14 protein-coding genes and 2 tRNA genes are annotated in these 13,219 nt (G+C 67.4%); 11 read left to right on the top strand and 5 right to left on the bottom strand.

Annotated elements, in window-relative coordinates:
* Positions 1–187 precede the first annotated feature (187 nt).
* Positions 188–454 (bottom strand): 30S ribosomal protein S20, encoded by a 267-nt coding sequence (gene rpsT, locus Q8O26_RS06865; protein WP_305574756.1) that lies wholly within the window; start codon positions 452–454, stop codon positions 188–190.
* Between the two features lie 221 nt (positions 455–675).
* Here rpsT and Q8O26_RS06860 point away from each other — a divergent pair, with 221 nt between their 5' ends.
* The 7 genes from Q8O26_RS06860 (at position 676) to Q8O26_RS06830 (ending at position 7,140) form a co-directional block, all read left to right on the top strand.
* Positions 676–1,569: a DMT family transporter gene (locus Q8O26_RS06860; RefSeq protein WP_305574755.1), complete on the top strand. Its 894-nt coding sequence runs from the start codon at positions 676–678 to the stop codon at positions 1,567–1,569.
* 77 nt (positions 1,570–1,646) lie between these two features.
* Positions 1,647–2,306, top strand: a complete 660-nt coding sequence (locus tag Q8O26_RS06855) for a ParA family protein (protein WP_305574754.1) — start codon at positions 1,647–1,649, stop codon at positions 2,304–2,306.
* Positions 2,307–2,604: 298 nt separating this feature from the next.
* The gene (locus tag Q8O26_RS06850; protein WP_305574753.1) at positions 2,605–4,176 is read left to right on the top strand and encodes a 2-isopropylmalate synthase; all 1,572 of its coding nucleotides are present in this window, start codon (positions 2,605–2,607) and stop codon (positions 4,174–4,176) included.
* 10 nt (positions 4,177–4,186) lie between these two features.
* Complete coding sequence (locus Q8O26_RS06845) at positions 4,187–5,101, top strand: ROK family protein (protein WP_305574752.1); 915 nt, start codon at positions 4,187–4,189, stop codon at positions 5,099–5,101.
* Between the two features lie 102 nt (positions 5,102–5,203).
* Positions 5,204–5,279 (top strand) — tRNA-Lys (locus Q8O26_RS06840).
* A gap of 199 nt (positions 5,280–5,478) precedes the next feature.
* A complete protein-coding gene (locus Q8O26_RS06835; RefSeq protein ID WP_305574751.1) occupies positions 5,479–6,081 on the top strand; it encodes a GbsR/MarR family transcriptional regulator in 603 nt (200 codons plus the stop codon).
* A gap of 195 nt (positions 6,082–6,276) precedes the next feature.
* Entirely contained in the window at positions 6,277–7,140 is an 864-nt protein-coding gene (locus Q8O26_RS06830) for an AraC family transcriptional regulator (protein ID WP_305574750.1), read from the top strand.
* Positions 7,141–7,145: 5 nt separating this feature from the next.
* Here the strand turns inward: Q8O26_RS06830 and Q8O26_RS06825 are convergent, their stop codons facing one another.
* Together Q8O26_RS06825 and Q8O26_RS06820 are read right to left on the bottom strand one after the other, a co-directional pair.
* Complete coding sequence (locus Q8O26_RS06825) at positions 7,146–7,925, bottom strand: DUF1365 domain-containing protein (protein ID WP_305574749.1); 780 nt, start codon at positions 7,923–7,925, stop codon at positions 7,146–7,148.
* Entirely contained in the window at positions 7,922–9,274 is a 1,353-nt protein-coding gene (locus Q8O26_RS06820; protein WP_305574748.1) for an NAD(P)/FAD-dependent oxidoreductase, read from the bottom strand. The genes Q8O26_RS06825 and Q8O26_RS06820 overlap by 4 nt, the downstream gene beginning before the upstream one ends.
* A 218-nt stretch (positions 9,275–9,492) precedes the next feature.
* On the opposite strand from Q8O26_RS06820, the gene Q8O26_RS06815 reads away from it, so the two are divergent.
* The 4 genes from Q8O26_RS06815 to Q8O26_RS06800 are packed head-to-tail and all read left to right on the top strand — an operon-like array spanning position 9,493 to position 12,497.
* The gene (locus Q8O26_RS06815; RefSeq protein WP_305574747.1) at positions 9,493–10,032 is read left to right on the top strand and encodes a sigma-70 family RNA polymerase sigma factor; all 540 of its coding nucleotides are present in this window, start codon (positions 9,493–9,495) and stop codon (positions 10,030–10,032) included.
* Positions 10,029–10,661, top strand: a complete 633-nt coding sequence (locus Q8O26_RS06810; protein WP_305574746.1) for a ChrR family anti-sigma-E factor — start codon at positions 10,029–10,031, stop codon at positions 10,659–10,661. Before Q8O26_RS06815 ends, Q8O26_RS06810 begins: the two co-directional genes overlap by 4 nt.
* Positions 10,658–11,467 (top strand): DUF1295 domain-containing protein, encoded by an 810-nt coding sequence (locus tag Q8O26_RS06805; RefSeq protein ID WP_305574745.1) that lies wholly within the window; start codon positions 10,658–10,660, stop codon positions 11,465–11,467. Before Q8O26_RS06810 ends, Q8O26_RS06805 begins: the two co-directional genes overlap by 4 nt.
* Before the next feature lie 4 nt (positions 11,468–11,471).
* Positions 11,472–12,497: a cyclopropane-fatty-acyl-phospholipid synthase family protein gene (locus Q8O26_RS06800; protein ID WP_305574744.1), complete on the top strand. Its 1,026-nt coding sequence runs from the start codon at positions 11,472–11,474 to the stop codon at positions 12,495–12,497.
* A 21-nt stretch (positions 12,498–12,518) separates the two neighbouring features.
* On the opposite strand, the gene Q8O26_RS06795 is transcribed toward Q8O26_RS06800, so the two are convergent.
* Both Q8O26_RS06795 and Q8O26_RS06790 read right to left on the bottom strand, forming a co-directional pair.
* Positions 12,519–12,932 carry a DUF2177 family protein gene (locus Q8O26_RS06795; protein WP_305574743.1) on the bottom strand — a complete coding sequence of 138 codons (414 nt, stop codon included), beginning with the start codon at positions 12,930–12,932 and terminating at the stop codon, positions 12,519–12,521.
* Between the two features lie 143 nt (positions 12,933–13,075).
* A tRNA-Ala gene (locus tag Q8O26_RS06790) sits at positions 13,076–13,151 on the bottom strand.
* Positions 13,152–13,219 lie beyond the last annotated feature (68 nt).

Raw genomic sequence — 13,219 nt, 5'->3', positions numbered from 1 at the left:
GATCACGGTCGGCCTCCCTGGCACGGAAGGGAGGGTGATAAAAAAAGGTGGTTGACGTCCATCTGTTGCCGAATCGCAACGGCTCCCCGACGTCACCCCACAGCGGGCGGCCCGCACAACGAAAAAGCCCGGCGCAAGGCCGGGCTCCCGAGAAGGTTGCAGTGGCGCCAAGGCGCCGAGGCGGCGATCAGGCGCCGATCTTGGCGACCCGGGTGGCGAGGCGCGAGACCTTGCGGGAGGCGGTGTTCTTGTGGAGCACGCCCTTCTGCGCGGCGCGCATGATCTCCGGCTGGGCCGCCTGGAGGGCTGCCGAGGCGGCGGTCTTGTCGCCGGAGGCGATGGCGTCTTCCAGCTTGCGCAGGAAGGTGCGCATGCGCGAGCGACGGGCCTGGTTGACGGAGGTGCGCCGCGCGATGACGCGGGCGGCCTTTTTTGCAGATGCCGTATTGGCCATGGGTCTTGTCCCGGCGGCTGGCCCCGGGTGGTCGGGGTACAGGAAAACGAGGGCGGCGACACGGGGCCGCCACGGATCGGCGTGTATAGTCGCGTGATTTCAGTCAGTCAACCGCGCAACGAGCCCATCTGCGAAATTCGCACGGGTCCGTCGATGCAGGGCACATTAGAAGGTGAACCCTACCTTATCGCGGCGTTCGCCCGTGCGGTTCCCGAGGCCCGATGTCATCCACGCCGCAGCGCAACCTCCTCCTCGTCGTGTTCTGGATGGCCGGAACGCTTCTGTCTTTCTCCGCCATCGCGCTGTCGATCAGGGCCCTGCACGGCGCCCTGACCGTGTTCGAGATCCTGGCTCTGCGCAACGTCGGCGGGCTGATCATCCTTGCCGCGATGATGGTGCTCGCGCCCGACCCGAGCCAGCGCATCCGGCCGGCCAAGCCCTTCGTCCACGCGATGCGCAACACCATCCATTTCGGCGGTCAGGCGCTCTGGGCCTATGGGTTGACGGTCCTGCCGCTCGCCACGGTCTTCGCCATCGAGTTCACCACGCCGACATGGGTCGCGATCTTCGCCGTCCTGTTTCTCGGTGAGCGCATGACGCGTTCGCGCGTCGCGGCGCTGGTGTTCGGCTTCCTCGGCGTCCTCGTCATCCTGCGGCCCGGCTTCGACAGTTTCCGGCCCGAGGCTCTGGCGGTTGCTGCGGCTGCCATCTGCTTCGGCGTCCAGCAGACGACGACCAAGTTCCTGACGACGAGCAACTCGACCTGGACCATCATGCTGTGGATGAACGTGGTCCAGCTGCCGCTCAATCTGGCCGCCAATGTGGTCATGGGCGAGCCGGCCTGGTTCGCCGGCAAGCTCGACGTCGCGCAATGGCTGCCGCTGCTCGGTATCGGCGTCTGCGGCTTCACCGCCCACTACTGCCTGACCAACGCCTTCCGGCACGGCGACGCGATCGTGGTGACGCCGATCGATTTCCTGCGGGTGCCGCTGATCGGCGTCATCGGCTGGCTGGTCTATGCCGAGCAGCCGGAGCCCGCGGTGCTCCTCGGCGCCGCCATCGTCGTGTCGGGGGTGCTCATCAACGTCTACGCGGAATCGCGCCCGCGCACGTGAGAGCGCGCGGCGTCGCTGTCACCAAACCGCAACAACGCAGGTGCAACAGCAGAGCGGTCGTGGCAATGGGCAAGGCGATGGACGATCGTTATCTCGTGAGTTTTGTCGGGCAGAAGGGCGGGGTCGGCAAGAGCGCTCTCGTCCGATTACTGGCGGTGGGCGCCGCCCATCGGGGCCTGCGGACGCTGATCGCCGATTTCGATCTGGAGCAGCTGACCTCGGTCGAATGGAACGCGGCGCGCCTGCGCCATGGCATCCAGCCCGAACTCGACGCCCGGCCGATGAAGAGCCTGAAAAAGCTGCGCAAGGCCGACGACGATTTCCAGTTGGTCATTGCCGATACGCGCGGGCTAGCCGACGACCTCACCCGCGACATCGCCCAGGAAAGCGATCTGGTGGTCCTTCCCACCGGCACGTCGCAGGACGACCTGCGACCCACTCTCGCCCTGGCGCGAAAGCTGGCGCGCCATGGTGCCGAGGGGCGCATCGTCATCGTCCTGTCGAAAATCGGCCGATCGGAACGCCAACTGGCGACGGCCACCACGGCCATCGAAGACAGCGGCTTCGACCTCTTGCCGGCCCATTGGCCGCTGCGCGACGGCTTCCAGACGGACCTCGACATCGGACGGGCAGGGCGGGAAGCCCCGAGCCCCCACCTCAAGATCATCGCCGAAGCGATGGAGACGGCCCTGTTCGAGCGGATCGGGCGCATCGGCGCGCGCACGACACCGCCCTGACCTCCCTCCATCAGGGCCTTGCGCCGAGACCCCCGGATCGGCTAGGCAGTTATCAACGGCGGCCTTGGCCGCGCCTATCCGAGGATCGTCCGTGCCGATCGTCCGTGCACCCGCACCGATCAGCCTGCGCGCTTTCAGCGCCACGCCCTCGCTGTCCCTCCTTCTGCTTATCCGCCCCTGAGCACCGGCAGGGCCATGTGGCCTTGGCGCTCAGGGGATCACACCACCGCAACCCGCAACGAGGGGCATGCGAAGTGAGGCGCTATCGCCGCCGCGGCCCGCAGCAAGGACAGAGACCATGACCACCAGCACCCACGCATCGTCGAAGGACCGCGTCGTCATCTTCGACACCACCCTGCGCGACGGCGAGCAGTGCCCCGGCGCCACCATGACGCTGGAGGAGAAGCTCCAGGTCGCCGATCTCCTCGACGAGATGGGCGTCGACATCATCGAGGCCGGCTTCCCCATCGCGTCGATCGGCGATTTCGAGGCCGTCGTCGCCGTGGCCAAGCGGGTGAAGAACGCCGTCGTCGCCGGCCTCGCCCGCGCCGGCATGAACGACATCGACCGCGCCGGCGAGGCGGTGCGCCATGCCCGGCGCCCGCGCATCCACACCTTCCTGTCGACCTCGCCCGTGCACATGAAGCACAAGCTGCAGAAATCCCCCGACGACGTCCTCGCCATGGTCGTCGCCTCGGTCGCGCGCGCCCGCAACCTGGTCGAGGACGTGGAATGGTCGGCCGAGGACGGCACCCGCACCGAGCATGATTTCCTCTGCCGCTGCGTCGAGGCGGCAATCAAGGCCGGCGCCACCACCATCAACATCCCCGATACGGTCGGCTACACGGCGCCGGACGAATACAAGGCGCTGTTCGAGATGGTGCGGGCCCGCGTGCCGAACGCCGACAAGGCGGTGTTCTCCGTTCATTGCCACAACGACCTCGGCATGGCGGTGGCCAACACCATCGCCGGCGTCCAGGGCGGCGCCCGGCAGATCGAATGCACGATCAACGGCATCGGCGAGCGCGCCGGCAATGCGGCGCTGGAGGAGATCGTCATGGCGATCAGGACCCGCAACGACATCTTCCCCTATGAGACCGGCATCGACACGAAGATGCTGACGCGGGCCTCCAAGCTCGTCTCGACGGTGACCTCGTTCCCCGTCCAGTACAACAAGGCGATCGTCGGCCGGAACGCCTTCGCCCACGAGAGCGGCATCCACCAGGACGGCATGCTGAAGAACACCCAGACCTACGAGATCATGACGCCCGACTCCGTCGGCGTGAAGTCGACGTCGCTGGTGATGGGCAAGCATTCCGGCCGCAACGCCTTCAAGGACAAGCTGAAGAACCTCGGCTACCAGCTGTCCGACAACCAGCTGGAAGACGCTTTCGTCCGGTTCAAGGAGCTCGCCGACCGCAAGAAGGTGATCTACGACGAGGATATCGAGGCGCTGGTGGACGAGAAGATCGCCCATAGCCAGGACCGCATGAAGGTCATGTCGCTCCTGGTCGTGGCCGGCACGATGGGGCCGCAGGCGGCGACCCTGACGCTCGATCTCGACGGCGTGCACAAGACCGTGCAGGCCTCCGGCAATGGTCCGGTCGATGCCGTCTTCAACGCCATCAAGGCGATCGTCCCGCACGAGGCGGTGCTGGAACTCTACCAGGTCCATGCCGTCACCCAGGGAACCGATGCCCAGGCGGAGGTCTCGGTGCGCCTGCAGGCGGACGGCAACACCTTCACCGGCAAGGGGGCTGATCCCGACACGCTGGTGTCCTCGGCCAAGGCCTATCTGTCGGCGCTGAACAAGCTCATCGCCAAGCGCGAGCGCCTGCACCCCCAGCACGGCACCGTCGCGGCGGAGTAGGCAGCGGGTCATGCGCATCGGCATCGATCTCGGCGGCACCAAGATCGAGATCCTGGCCCTGGACGACCAGGGCCGGGAGCTGCTGCGCCGCCGGGTGCCGACGCCGCGCCACGACTACCGCGCCATCATCGCGGCCATGTCCGGCCTCGTCCTCGGCGCGGAGGCCGATCTCGGCCGGACCGGAACGGTGGGGGTCGGCATTCCTGGCGCGGTGTCGCCGGCCACCGGCCTCGTCAAGAACGCCAATACTACCGAGCTGATCGGCCATCCCCTCGACCAGGATCTCGCGGCGGCGCTCGGCCGCGAGGTCAGACTTGAGAACGACGCCAATTGCTTCGCCCTGTCGGAGGCGGCGGACGGCGCTGCGGCAGGGGCCGGCGTGGTGTTCGGGCTGATCATCGGGACGGGGGCGGGGGCCGGCATCGTCATCGACGGCAAGGTTCTGCGCGGACGCCATCTCATCGGCGGCGAGTTCGGGCACAACCCGCTGCCCTGGCCCGCCGTCGCCGAGGTGGTCGATGCGCCCGCCTGCTATTGCGGACAGAAGGGCTGCCTGGAGACCTGGGTCTCGGGCACCGGCTTTGCCGAAGACCACCGGCGCGTGACCGGAGCGGCGGTGCCCGCCCCGGAGATCGTTGCCCGGGCCGCGGCGGGCGACGGGGATGCCGAGGCTTCCTACGGGCGCTATGTGTCGCGCCTCGCCCGCGGTCTCGCCCAGGTCGTCAATCTCCTCGACCCCGACGTCATCGTGCTCGGCGGCGGCATGAGCAACGTCCCCACGCTCTGTGCCGACCTGCTGCCCGCCATGCGGCCCTATGTCTTCTCCGACGCCTGCACGACGCCCGTCGTCCAGGCGGCCCATGGCGATTCCTCCGGCGTGCGCGGTGCCGCCTGGCTCTGGCCGCCCGGTAACCCTGCCGCCTGACGCCGACGCCCGCGCGTCAAAAAAACCGCTGGCGTTCTGGACAGGGCGCATCACGTCTGGTAGTCACCCGGCTCCCGCGCGGCCCATGGCCGTTCCGGGCGTGGGTGATTAGCTCAGTTGGTAGAGCAGCTGACTCTTAATCAGCGGGTCGAAGGTTCGAATCCTTCATCACCCACCATTTCTTCTCCTTTCCGAAAATCGACATCAGGTTTCGTCTCGAGCAGTTCGCTGCGGGTCCGGACGTGCGATCGCGCAGAGCGCAGCGAGCTCGATCGAACCCCTCAGACGGCGGGTGTCTTCTCTTGCACCCACACTCATTGACCCCCGTGGAAGGCCCTGTTATTTCAGAAAATTCTGAAAATCCAGACGGTCCGTCCATGAACCTGCCGCCGCTCATCCAGGCCTTCGTGCTGCATTTCGGCGAGATGGGCTCGCGCTGGGGCATCAACAGGACCGTGGGCCAGGTCTATGCCGTCATCTTCCTCGCCAACCGGCCGGTCTGTGCCGACGACCTCGTCGATGCTGTCGGCGTGGCGCGCTCCAACGTCGCCATGGCGTTGAAGGAGTTGCAAAGCTGGGAACTGATCCGCCTCAAGCATGTGGCGGGCGAGCGCCGCGACTTCTACGTCACGCTCGACGACATCTGGGCCATCGTCCGCAAGCTGGTCGAGCAGCGCAAGCGCCGCGAGATCGACCCGACGCTCACCGTGCTGCGCGAGTTGCTGATGCAGAGCCCGGCCTCGGAGGAGGAGCGCTTCGCCCAGGAGCGGATGCAAGAGATGCACGGCGTCATCGAACTCCTGACCGGATGGTATGACGATATCGAGCGGCTGGAGACGGAGAGGCTCGTGCAACTGCTCAGCCTCGGCGCGAAAATCGTCAAGGCACTCGACTGGAAGGACAAGCTGTTCGTCGCCAAGGGCGGACGCGGCAAGTCGAAGACGTCCGGCGAGGGCGATGCGGGACCCGAGCGCTCCTGACGGCTGCCGGCCGATCGCCTGCCTCGTGGCGGCTTCTGTCGCCTAGCCGCCGGCCGGCGATCACCATGGCAAGCCCGACGTTTGGGAAAGCATGACGTAACGGTTCCTATGCGCAACAAATTCGTGCAAGATCAGGCCTTCGCTGCACCTGCGAATCGTCCACGCGTTGATTGATTCTCAAGGAACGTATTGCCCATGCTTCTGAAGCCGTTGGACCCCGCCAGCGGCGGCAGGCTCGAACATTGCTTCGCTGCGTCCTGGTCCGGTCTTGTCGCGAAGACGAGCCGCCGGCTGACGGACTACAGCATCAGCTATGCGAGCCATCCGTCGGAAACCTATCTCGCCCTGCACCATTTTACGCGGCGCGACGGTGAAACGCGTATCGACGGCGTGCCCCGCTCGGCTCTCTGCGATCTCAGGGGCAAGCTCACGCAGATCCCCGCCGGCTGCGGCGCCGAGGCCTGGACGATCGGCCCTTCGAATGCGGGCCACGTGACCATGATGTTCTTCGATCCGGGCAAACTCGCTCCGGATCTCGGCCGGCTCCATGCGACGTCCCCGGTCAGGCCGCGGCTCTTTTTCGAGGACATCGATCTCATCGCCGCCATGACGCGGCTGGACAGGGTGCTGACGGATGGGGAGGGCCTGGACGACCTCCAGGCCGAGTCCATCGGGCTGTTCATCGCGGCGCGGGTCCTCGAACTGTCGCGCCTCGACGCGTCACCCGAGAAGAACGCCTTCGGCACCCGGTCGCGGATGGCCGTTCTTGACGACTATCTGCGCGCCAATATCGGCACTCCCGTCTCCATCGAGGATCTGGCGCAGCTCGTCGGACTGTCGCGCTTCCACCTCATCCGCTCGTTCCGCGACGCCTTCGGGGCGACGCCCTATCAGTATTTCCTGCGGCTGCGGATGAACGAGGCCAAGCGCCTGCTGACCTCCACAACCATGCCGGTGGCACAGGTCGCCAAGCAGGTGGGCTTTTCGAACAGCACGCAGTTCGTGAAGATGTTCCGCGCCATGGAGGGCGTCACGCCCGGCAGCGTCCGCCAGCGCTGACCGGGTCAGCCCGACTGCCGTCCGATGGTCACGTCGCCGGGCGGTGGTCCCGGGTGGCGGACCAGCTTGATGCGCTTGGCCAGGAGCAGAAGGGCGTGCCAGTGGATGGCCGCCGTGACCTTCAGGGTCAGCAGTGGATGGGTCACGAGCAACTGCATCAGGTTGCGGTCGGTCAGCGGCCGCCGGTCGCCGGCGAGCGAGGCGAAGAGCATCGGTCCCTCGCCGTCGCTGACGGCGATGTGCAGGGCGACCTTTTCGTCGGGCGGCACGAGGCGAAAGCGGTAGTCGAGGCCGAGCGTCAGGAAGGGCGAGACGTGGAAGGCCTTGTCGCTGTCCTGGACGATGGGCCGCGCCGCGCCTTCCGCCGCCGCCACGTAGGAATGAATTTCGCCGAACGTGTTGTGAACTTCATAGAGCGAGGCGGCGAGTGTGCCGTCGGGCCGGTAGCAGAAGAAGACGCTGATCGGGTTGAAGCCGTAGCCGAGGATCCGCGGCATGGTCAGAAGCCTGATCGGCCCGCCATCCGTCACGATCCCCGCCTCGGCCAGACGCGCCTCGACCTGCGGGCGCAGGGGGGCGCCCGAGCGGTCGCCATAGTCGGCGGTGCGGAAGGAGAAGATATTGGCGCGGTCGCAGGAGAAGACGCGCAGGGACTTGCCGAGGTCTTCGAGTTCGTCGAGGTCGAGGAGCATCCAGAAGACGCGGTAGGCCAGGGCATGGGCGCGCGGGCGGACGCGGTTATGGTCCACCCGCCCCACATAGAGCGCGGAGGCGGGCGCGTTCACGCCACCTCCGTCATGGGCCGGGCCGGGGCGTGGCGCACGATCCGTCCGGAATCGTCGGGCACCGTCCAGGGCCGGCGCACCCCGCCGGCCTCTTCCGCGACGGCGAGGCCCGCCTGCAGGCCGTCCTCGTGGAAGCCGGCGCCGAAATGGGCGCCGCAATACCAGGTGTGGCGCTGTCCCTGCAGCGACCAAAGGCGCGACTGCGCCGCGATGGCGGCATTGTCGAAGAGCGGATGCTCGTAGACGTCGGTGCGCAGCACGGTCTCCTCGCGCGGCGGGCGCGGCGGGTTGAGGGTGACGAAGAACTGCTTGTCCATCGGCAGGTGCTGCAGCCGGTTCATCCAGTAGGTCACCGCGCAGGGCTCGTCCGGCACGCGCCTGTCGCCGATGTGGTTCCAGCTCGACCAGGCGGCGCGGCGGCGGGGCATCAGCGCCTCGTCGGTGTGGAGCACGGCGAGGTTGCGGCTGTAGCGGAAGGCGCCGAGCAGCGCGCGCTCCTCTGCCGTCGGGTCCGCCAGCATGGCGAGCGCCTCTTTCGCATGGGTCGCCACCACCACCTGGTCGAAGGGGCGGGACCAGCCGGCCTCGCCGTCGAGGATGACGCCCTCGGCGGTGCGCCGGATGCGGCCGATCGGCTGGTTCTGGCAGATCTCCCCGGGGAAGTCGGCGAGCAGCTTGGCGACATAGGCGCGGCTGCCGCCCGTCACCGTGCGCCAGGCCGGTCGCCCGGAAAGCTTCAGCAGGCCGTGGTTGTCGTGGAAGCGGATGAAGGCGCTGGCGGGATAGGACAGGATCTCGGCGCAGGGGGCCGACCAGATGGCCCCCGCCATGGGGAGCAGATGGTCGTCGCGGAAGGCCTGGCCGTAGCGACCCGCCTTCAGGTAGTCGCCGAGCGAGATGGGATCGTTCTCCAGTTCGGCCGCGTCGCGCGTCGCGCTGCGATAGAACCGCAGCAGATCCTGCAGCATCGACCAGAAGCGAGGGCTGACGATGTTGCGGCGCTGGGCGAACAGGCCGGCGAGGCCCGTCCCGGCATATTCCAGGCGGCCGCCGTCGAGCGAGACGGCGAAGGACATCTCGGTCGCGAGCGAGGGCACGTCGAGATGCTCGAGCAGGGCGCAGAAATTGGGATAGGTCGCCTCGTTGAAGACGATGAACCCGGTATCGACCGCCACATCCTGGCCCCGGGCGCCAGGGACCGTGACGGTATGGGCGTGGCCGCCGAGCCTGTCGTCCTTCTCGTAAAGGGTGACATCATGTGCCTGCGCCAGGAGCCATGCCGCCGACAGACCGGAAACGCCACTCCCCACCACAGCGATCCGTTGCCGCCGTTGACCACCCTCTTGCATGCCGGTTCCTTGACTTCGTTTCTCGTATGGGTGCTTTACGCTGGCTCGGGCTCGACGGTTCAGCGCCATTCGAGCCTCCGCTTTTCCAGGTGCCGCTGCAACTGATCCAGTGCCGCAGGACCGGCGTAAAGGGCGACATGATGGTTGCTCTTGCGATACATTCTGAAATGTCGGCCCCGCCTCCCTGCGGGCCGCGCAGACGTGCCGGTGCCGCCCTGATGGATGCAAATGCCCTGATCCAGTCGATTGCCCAATCGTCCGACAGGCAAGCGTTCGTCAAACTTTTCGACCATTTCGCGCCGCGGGTGAAAGGCCTGCTGATGCGCCAAGGCACCCCGGCGGACCTCGCCGAGGAACTGGCGCAGGAAACGTTGCTGATGGTCTGGCGCAAGGCGTCGCTGTTCGATCCCGCACGTGCGGGGGCCTCGACCTGGATCGCGGCGATCGCCCGCAATCTCAGGATCGACGCGGCCCGCCGTGAAAAGCGGTCCCGTCTGCCGGATGTGTTCGACATTCTTCAGGGCGAAGAGCCGGAGCAGCCAGACCAGGTCCTCGACGGGAGCGAACGCGACTCCCGTGTGAGAGCCGCTCTCACCTCCCTGTCCCCTGATCAATTGCGAGTCGTCCATTTGGCTTTCATGGAAGGTCTCAGTCACCAGGACGTGGCCAAACGCCTGTCCATCCCACTTGGCACCGTCAAGTCGCGCCTGCGCCTCGCCATGGCGCGCATGCGCGGCTCCCTGGAGGATCTTCGATGAGCGCGTCCCATCGTCCGTCCCAAGAAACGCTGGCAGCCTTTGCCGCCGGTCGCCTCGACGAGGGTCTCGCCCTCGTCGTCGCCGCCCATGTCGAGGTCAATCTCGAGTCCCGCCGCGACCTCGCCGAGATCGAGGCGCTCAGCGGCGCCCTTCTCGACACGATCGAGCCGGAGCCGATGGCAGCCGATGCGCGGACGCTGTCGGTGGCGCTGCCGCACCGGAACATCGAGCTGCCGCCGCGGCCCGTCGCGCCGCCGGATGCTGCCGGGCTCCATGTGATCGCGCCCTACACGCTCGGTCGCTGGAAGAGCGTCGGCCGCGGCGTCGCGCTGCGGCGCGTCGACGTGCCGGGCTCCGACGCTCGGGTGTTCATGCTGCGCGCCCAGCCTGGTACACGGCTTCCGGCGCACCGTCATACGGGCGCCGAATGGACGACCATCGTCGCCGGTGCCTACCAGCATGAGTACGGTCGCTATGCCGCGGGCGATTTCGACGAGGCCGACGATCGCCACGCCCATACGCCGATGGTGGACCCGATCGAGGGTTGCACCTGCATCGTGGCGCTGACCGGCAATGTCCGCTTCGAAGGCATTGTCGGCCGTCTGCTGCAACCTTTCGTCCGCCTGTGACAGTCCTGAGCTTCCTCGCGGCCCTGGTCTTCATCGTCGCCGCCATGAGCATCATCATGGCGGTGGCCTGGCTCATCGAGAAGCGGACGGGCAATTCCGGCTGGATCGACGTCACCTGGACCTTCGGCGTCGGCGCCACCGCCGTCGCCGCCGCTCTCCTGCCGTTCGGCCAGGGGCCGCTTGAGCGGCGCCTCGTCGTCGCCGCCATGGCGCTCGCCTGGGCGCTGCGGCTCGGGCTGCATATCGCTGGCCGTACCCGTGGCATCACCGACGACGCGCGCTATGCCAAGCTGCGGCAGGACTGGGGCGCGGATGCGTCCTGGCAGATGTTCCGCTTCCTGCAGATCCAGGCGGCGGCCAGCGTGCCGCTCGCCCTCGGCATCGTGCTCGCCGCCCATCGGCCCGAGCCGCTCGGCTGGCAGGACATGCTCGGCTTTCTCGTCTTCATCGCGGGCTGGGCCGGCGGTGCCATCGCTGACCGCCAGCTCGCCGCCTTCGTCGCCGACAAGGCCAAGCGTGGCCCCATCTGCGACGTCGGTCTGTGGCGCTATTCCCGCCATCCCAACTATTTCTTCGAATGCGTGCTCTGGGCCTCCTTTGCGGTCATGGCCCTCGCCTGGAGCGGCTATCCCTTCGGCTGGTTCGCCCTGCTTGCGCCGGCCTTCATGACGCTGCTGCTGACCCGCATCTCCGGCATCCCGCCCCTCGAGGACCACATGTTGCGCAAGCACGGGGCAGTCTTCGCCGCCTATCAGGCGCGGACCAGCGCCTTCATTCCCTGGCCGCCCGGCCGGACCGGAGCCTGACACCGTGATCGCTGCCCTGATTGCCTGGGGGGAACGGACCCCCGTTCCCGATGCCCTCACCCGCGCCGCCATCGCCTGGCTCGTCGGCCGGACGGATAACCGGCTTGCCGGCCACAGCGCGTCCGACGAGGCGGCCTTCGCCGCGGCGATGGCCGATTTCCCCGTGGCGATGCATACGGATGCCGCCAACGAGCAGCATTACGAGCTGCCGGCCGACTTTTTCGTCAGGGTGCTCGGCCCGCAGCGAAAGTATTCGTCCTGCTTCTATGACGGGCCGCAGACGACCCTGGCCGAGGCGGAGACGCGGGCGCTCGACCTGACCATCGACCATGCCGGCCTCGCCGACGGCCAGCGCATCCTCGAGCTGGGCTGCGGCTGGGGATCCCTGTCGCTCGCCATGGCTCGCCGCTTTCCCGGTGCGACGATCACCGCGGTGTCGAATTCCAACGGCCAGCGCCAGTTCATCGAGGCCGAGGCCGCCCGGCAGGGGATCGCCAATCTCACCGTCGTGACCGCCGACATGAACGTCTTCTCAGCCGAGGGGCGCTTCGACCGCATCGTCTCGGTGGAGATGTTCGAGCACATGGCCAATTGGCGCGAACTCCTGACGCGCGCAGCCTCCTGGCTGGAGCCGGACGGGCGCCTCTTCATCCACGTCTTCACCCACCGGACGGGATCCTACCGCTTCGACGCGGCGGACAAGACCGACTGGATCGCCCAACATTTCTTCACCGGCGGGCTGATGCCGGGCCACGGTCTGATCCGCCAGTTCGGCGATCTCTTCACCGTCGAGGAGGAATGGCGCTGGAGCGGCGAGCACTACCGCCGCACGGCCGATGACTGGCTCGCCCTGTTCGACGCGCGGATCGACGAGGTCGACCCCGTCCTCAGCTCCGTCTACGGGCCGGCGCAGCTGGCGTTGTGGCGCCGGCGCTGGCGGCTGTTCTTCCTCGCCACCAGCGGACTGTTCGGCCATGCCGGCGGCGCCAGCTGGGGCGTCAGCCACTACCGTCTGAAGCCGGTTCGCTAGTCGGTTCGCTGAAGCTGGCGTCTACAGCCAGCCGGCCGAGGCCAGCATCCGCAGCGCTCCGTAGGCTCCACCCGACACGAGGGCGATGGCGACCGTCCCGTAGGCGATGTCCACCACGGTCATGGTCAGGGTCCAGACGCGCAGCGTGGCATAGTTCGTCAGGTCATAGGTCGCGTAGGCCAGGAGCCCGATGAAGGCGCCGTTGACGAGCGCCATGGTCAGCGACCCCGCGGCATAGGCCGGCATGACGGCGAAATGCACCACGCCGAGGGGAAAGAGGAAATAGAAGATGACGGCCGGCGCCCAGCGCATGTTGTCGAGGAGCAGGCTGCCGAGCGTCGGGCGGTAGAGCACCCGCGCCATGATCGACAGCCAGATGGCGTCGAGGATGCCGAAGACGATCAGCGCGGCGACATAGCCCGAAAGGAACGTCATGGTTCAAATCCCCGATGAATATGAAGGGATACGAACGGCAGGCGCCTTCCGGTTCATGCTGCGGCGCGGCGGGAGGTGCGATGGTCGCCGGAACGCGGCCCGGTGGGCTCGGGAAGGGCGTCAAGGACGTTCACAAAGCGGGCTGGTGGAGCTAGGGGGATTCGAACCCCCGACCTCTGCAGTGCGATTGCAGCGCTCTCCCATCTGAGCTACAGCCCCGCCCGCGAGCGCGCTTTTAGGGCGTGCCGCCATTTCGGTCAAGGCGTCCGTCGTGCCGCAAGGCGGCT

The sequence above is a fragment of the Phreatobacter sp. genome (assembly GCF_030691135.1).
In the GTDB taxonomy this organism is placed as follows: Bacteria; Pseudomonadota; Alphaproteobacteria; order Rhizobiales; family Phreatobacteraceae; genus Phreatobacter.
This window is presented reverse-complemented; position numbering and strand designations above follow the sequence as displayed.

What these genes read in the sequence shown, in the direction of transcription:
- rpsT (WP_305574756.1), bottom strand. Translation starts at nt 454, where the DNA reads ATGGCCAATACGGCATCTGCAAAAAAGGCCGCCCGCGTCATCGCGCGG.
- Q8O26_RS06860 (WP_305574755.1), top strand. Translation starts at nt 676, where the DNA reads ATGTCATCCACGCCGCAGCGCAACCTCCTCCTCGTCGTGTTCTGGATG.
- Q8O26_RS06855 (WP_305574754.1), top strand. Translation starts at nt 1,647, where the DNA reads ATGGACGATCGTTATCTCGTGAGTTTTGTCGGGCAGAAGGGCGGGGTC.
- Q8O26_RS06850 (WP_305574753.1), top strand. Translation starts at nt 2,605, where the DNA reads ATGACCACCAGCACCCACGCATCGTCGAAGGACCGCGTCGTCATCTTC.
- Q8O26_RS06845 (WP_305574752.1), top strand. Translation starts at nt 4,187, where the DNA reads ATGCGCATCGGCATCGATCTCGGCGGCACCAAGATCGAGATCCTGGCC.
- Q8O26_RS06835 (WP_305574751.1), top strand. Translation starts at nt 5,479, where the DNA reads ATGAACCTGCCGCCGCTCATCCAGGCCTTCGTGCTGCATTTCGGCGAG.
- Q8O26_RS06830 (WP_305574750.1), top strand. Translation starts at nt 6,277, where the DNA reads ATGCTTCTGAAGCCGTTGGACCCCGCCAGCGGCGGCAGGCTCGAACAT.
- Q8O26_RS06820 (WP_305574748.1), bottom strand. Translation starts at nt 9,274, where the DNA reads ATGCAAGAGGGTGGTCAACGGCGGCAACGGATCGCTGTGGTGGGGAGT.
- Q8O26_RS06815 (WP_305574747.1), top strand. Translation starts at nt 9,493, where the DNA reads ATGGATGCAAATGCCCTGATCCAGTCGATTGCCCAATCGTCCGACAGG.
- Q8O26_RS06810 (WP_305574746.1), top strand. Translation starts at nt 10,029, where the DNA reads ATGAGCGCGTCCCATCGTCCGTCCCAAGAAACGCTGGCAGCCTTTGCC.
- Q8O26_RS06795 (WP_305574743.1), bottom strand. Translation starts at nt 12,932, where the DNA reads ATGACGTTCCTTTCGGGCTATGTCGCCGCGCTGATCGTCTTCGGCATC.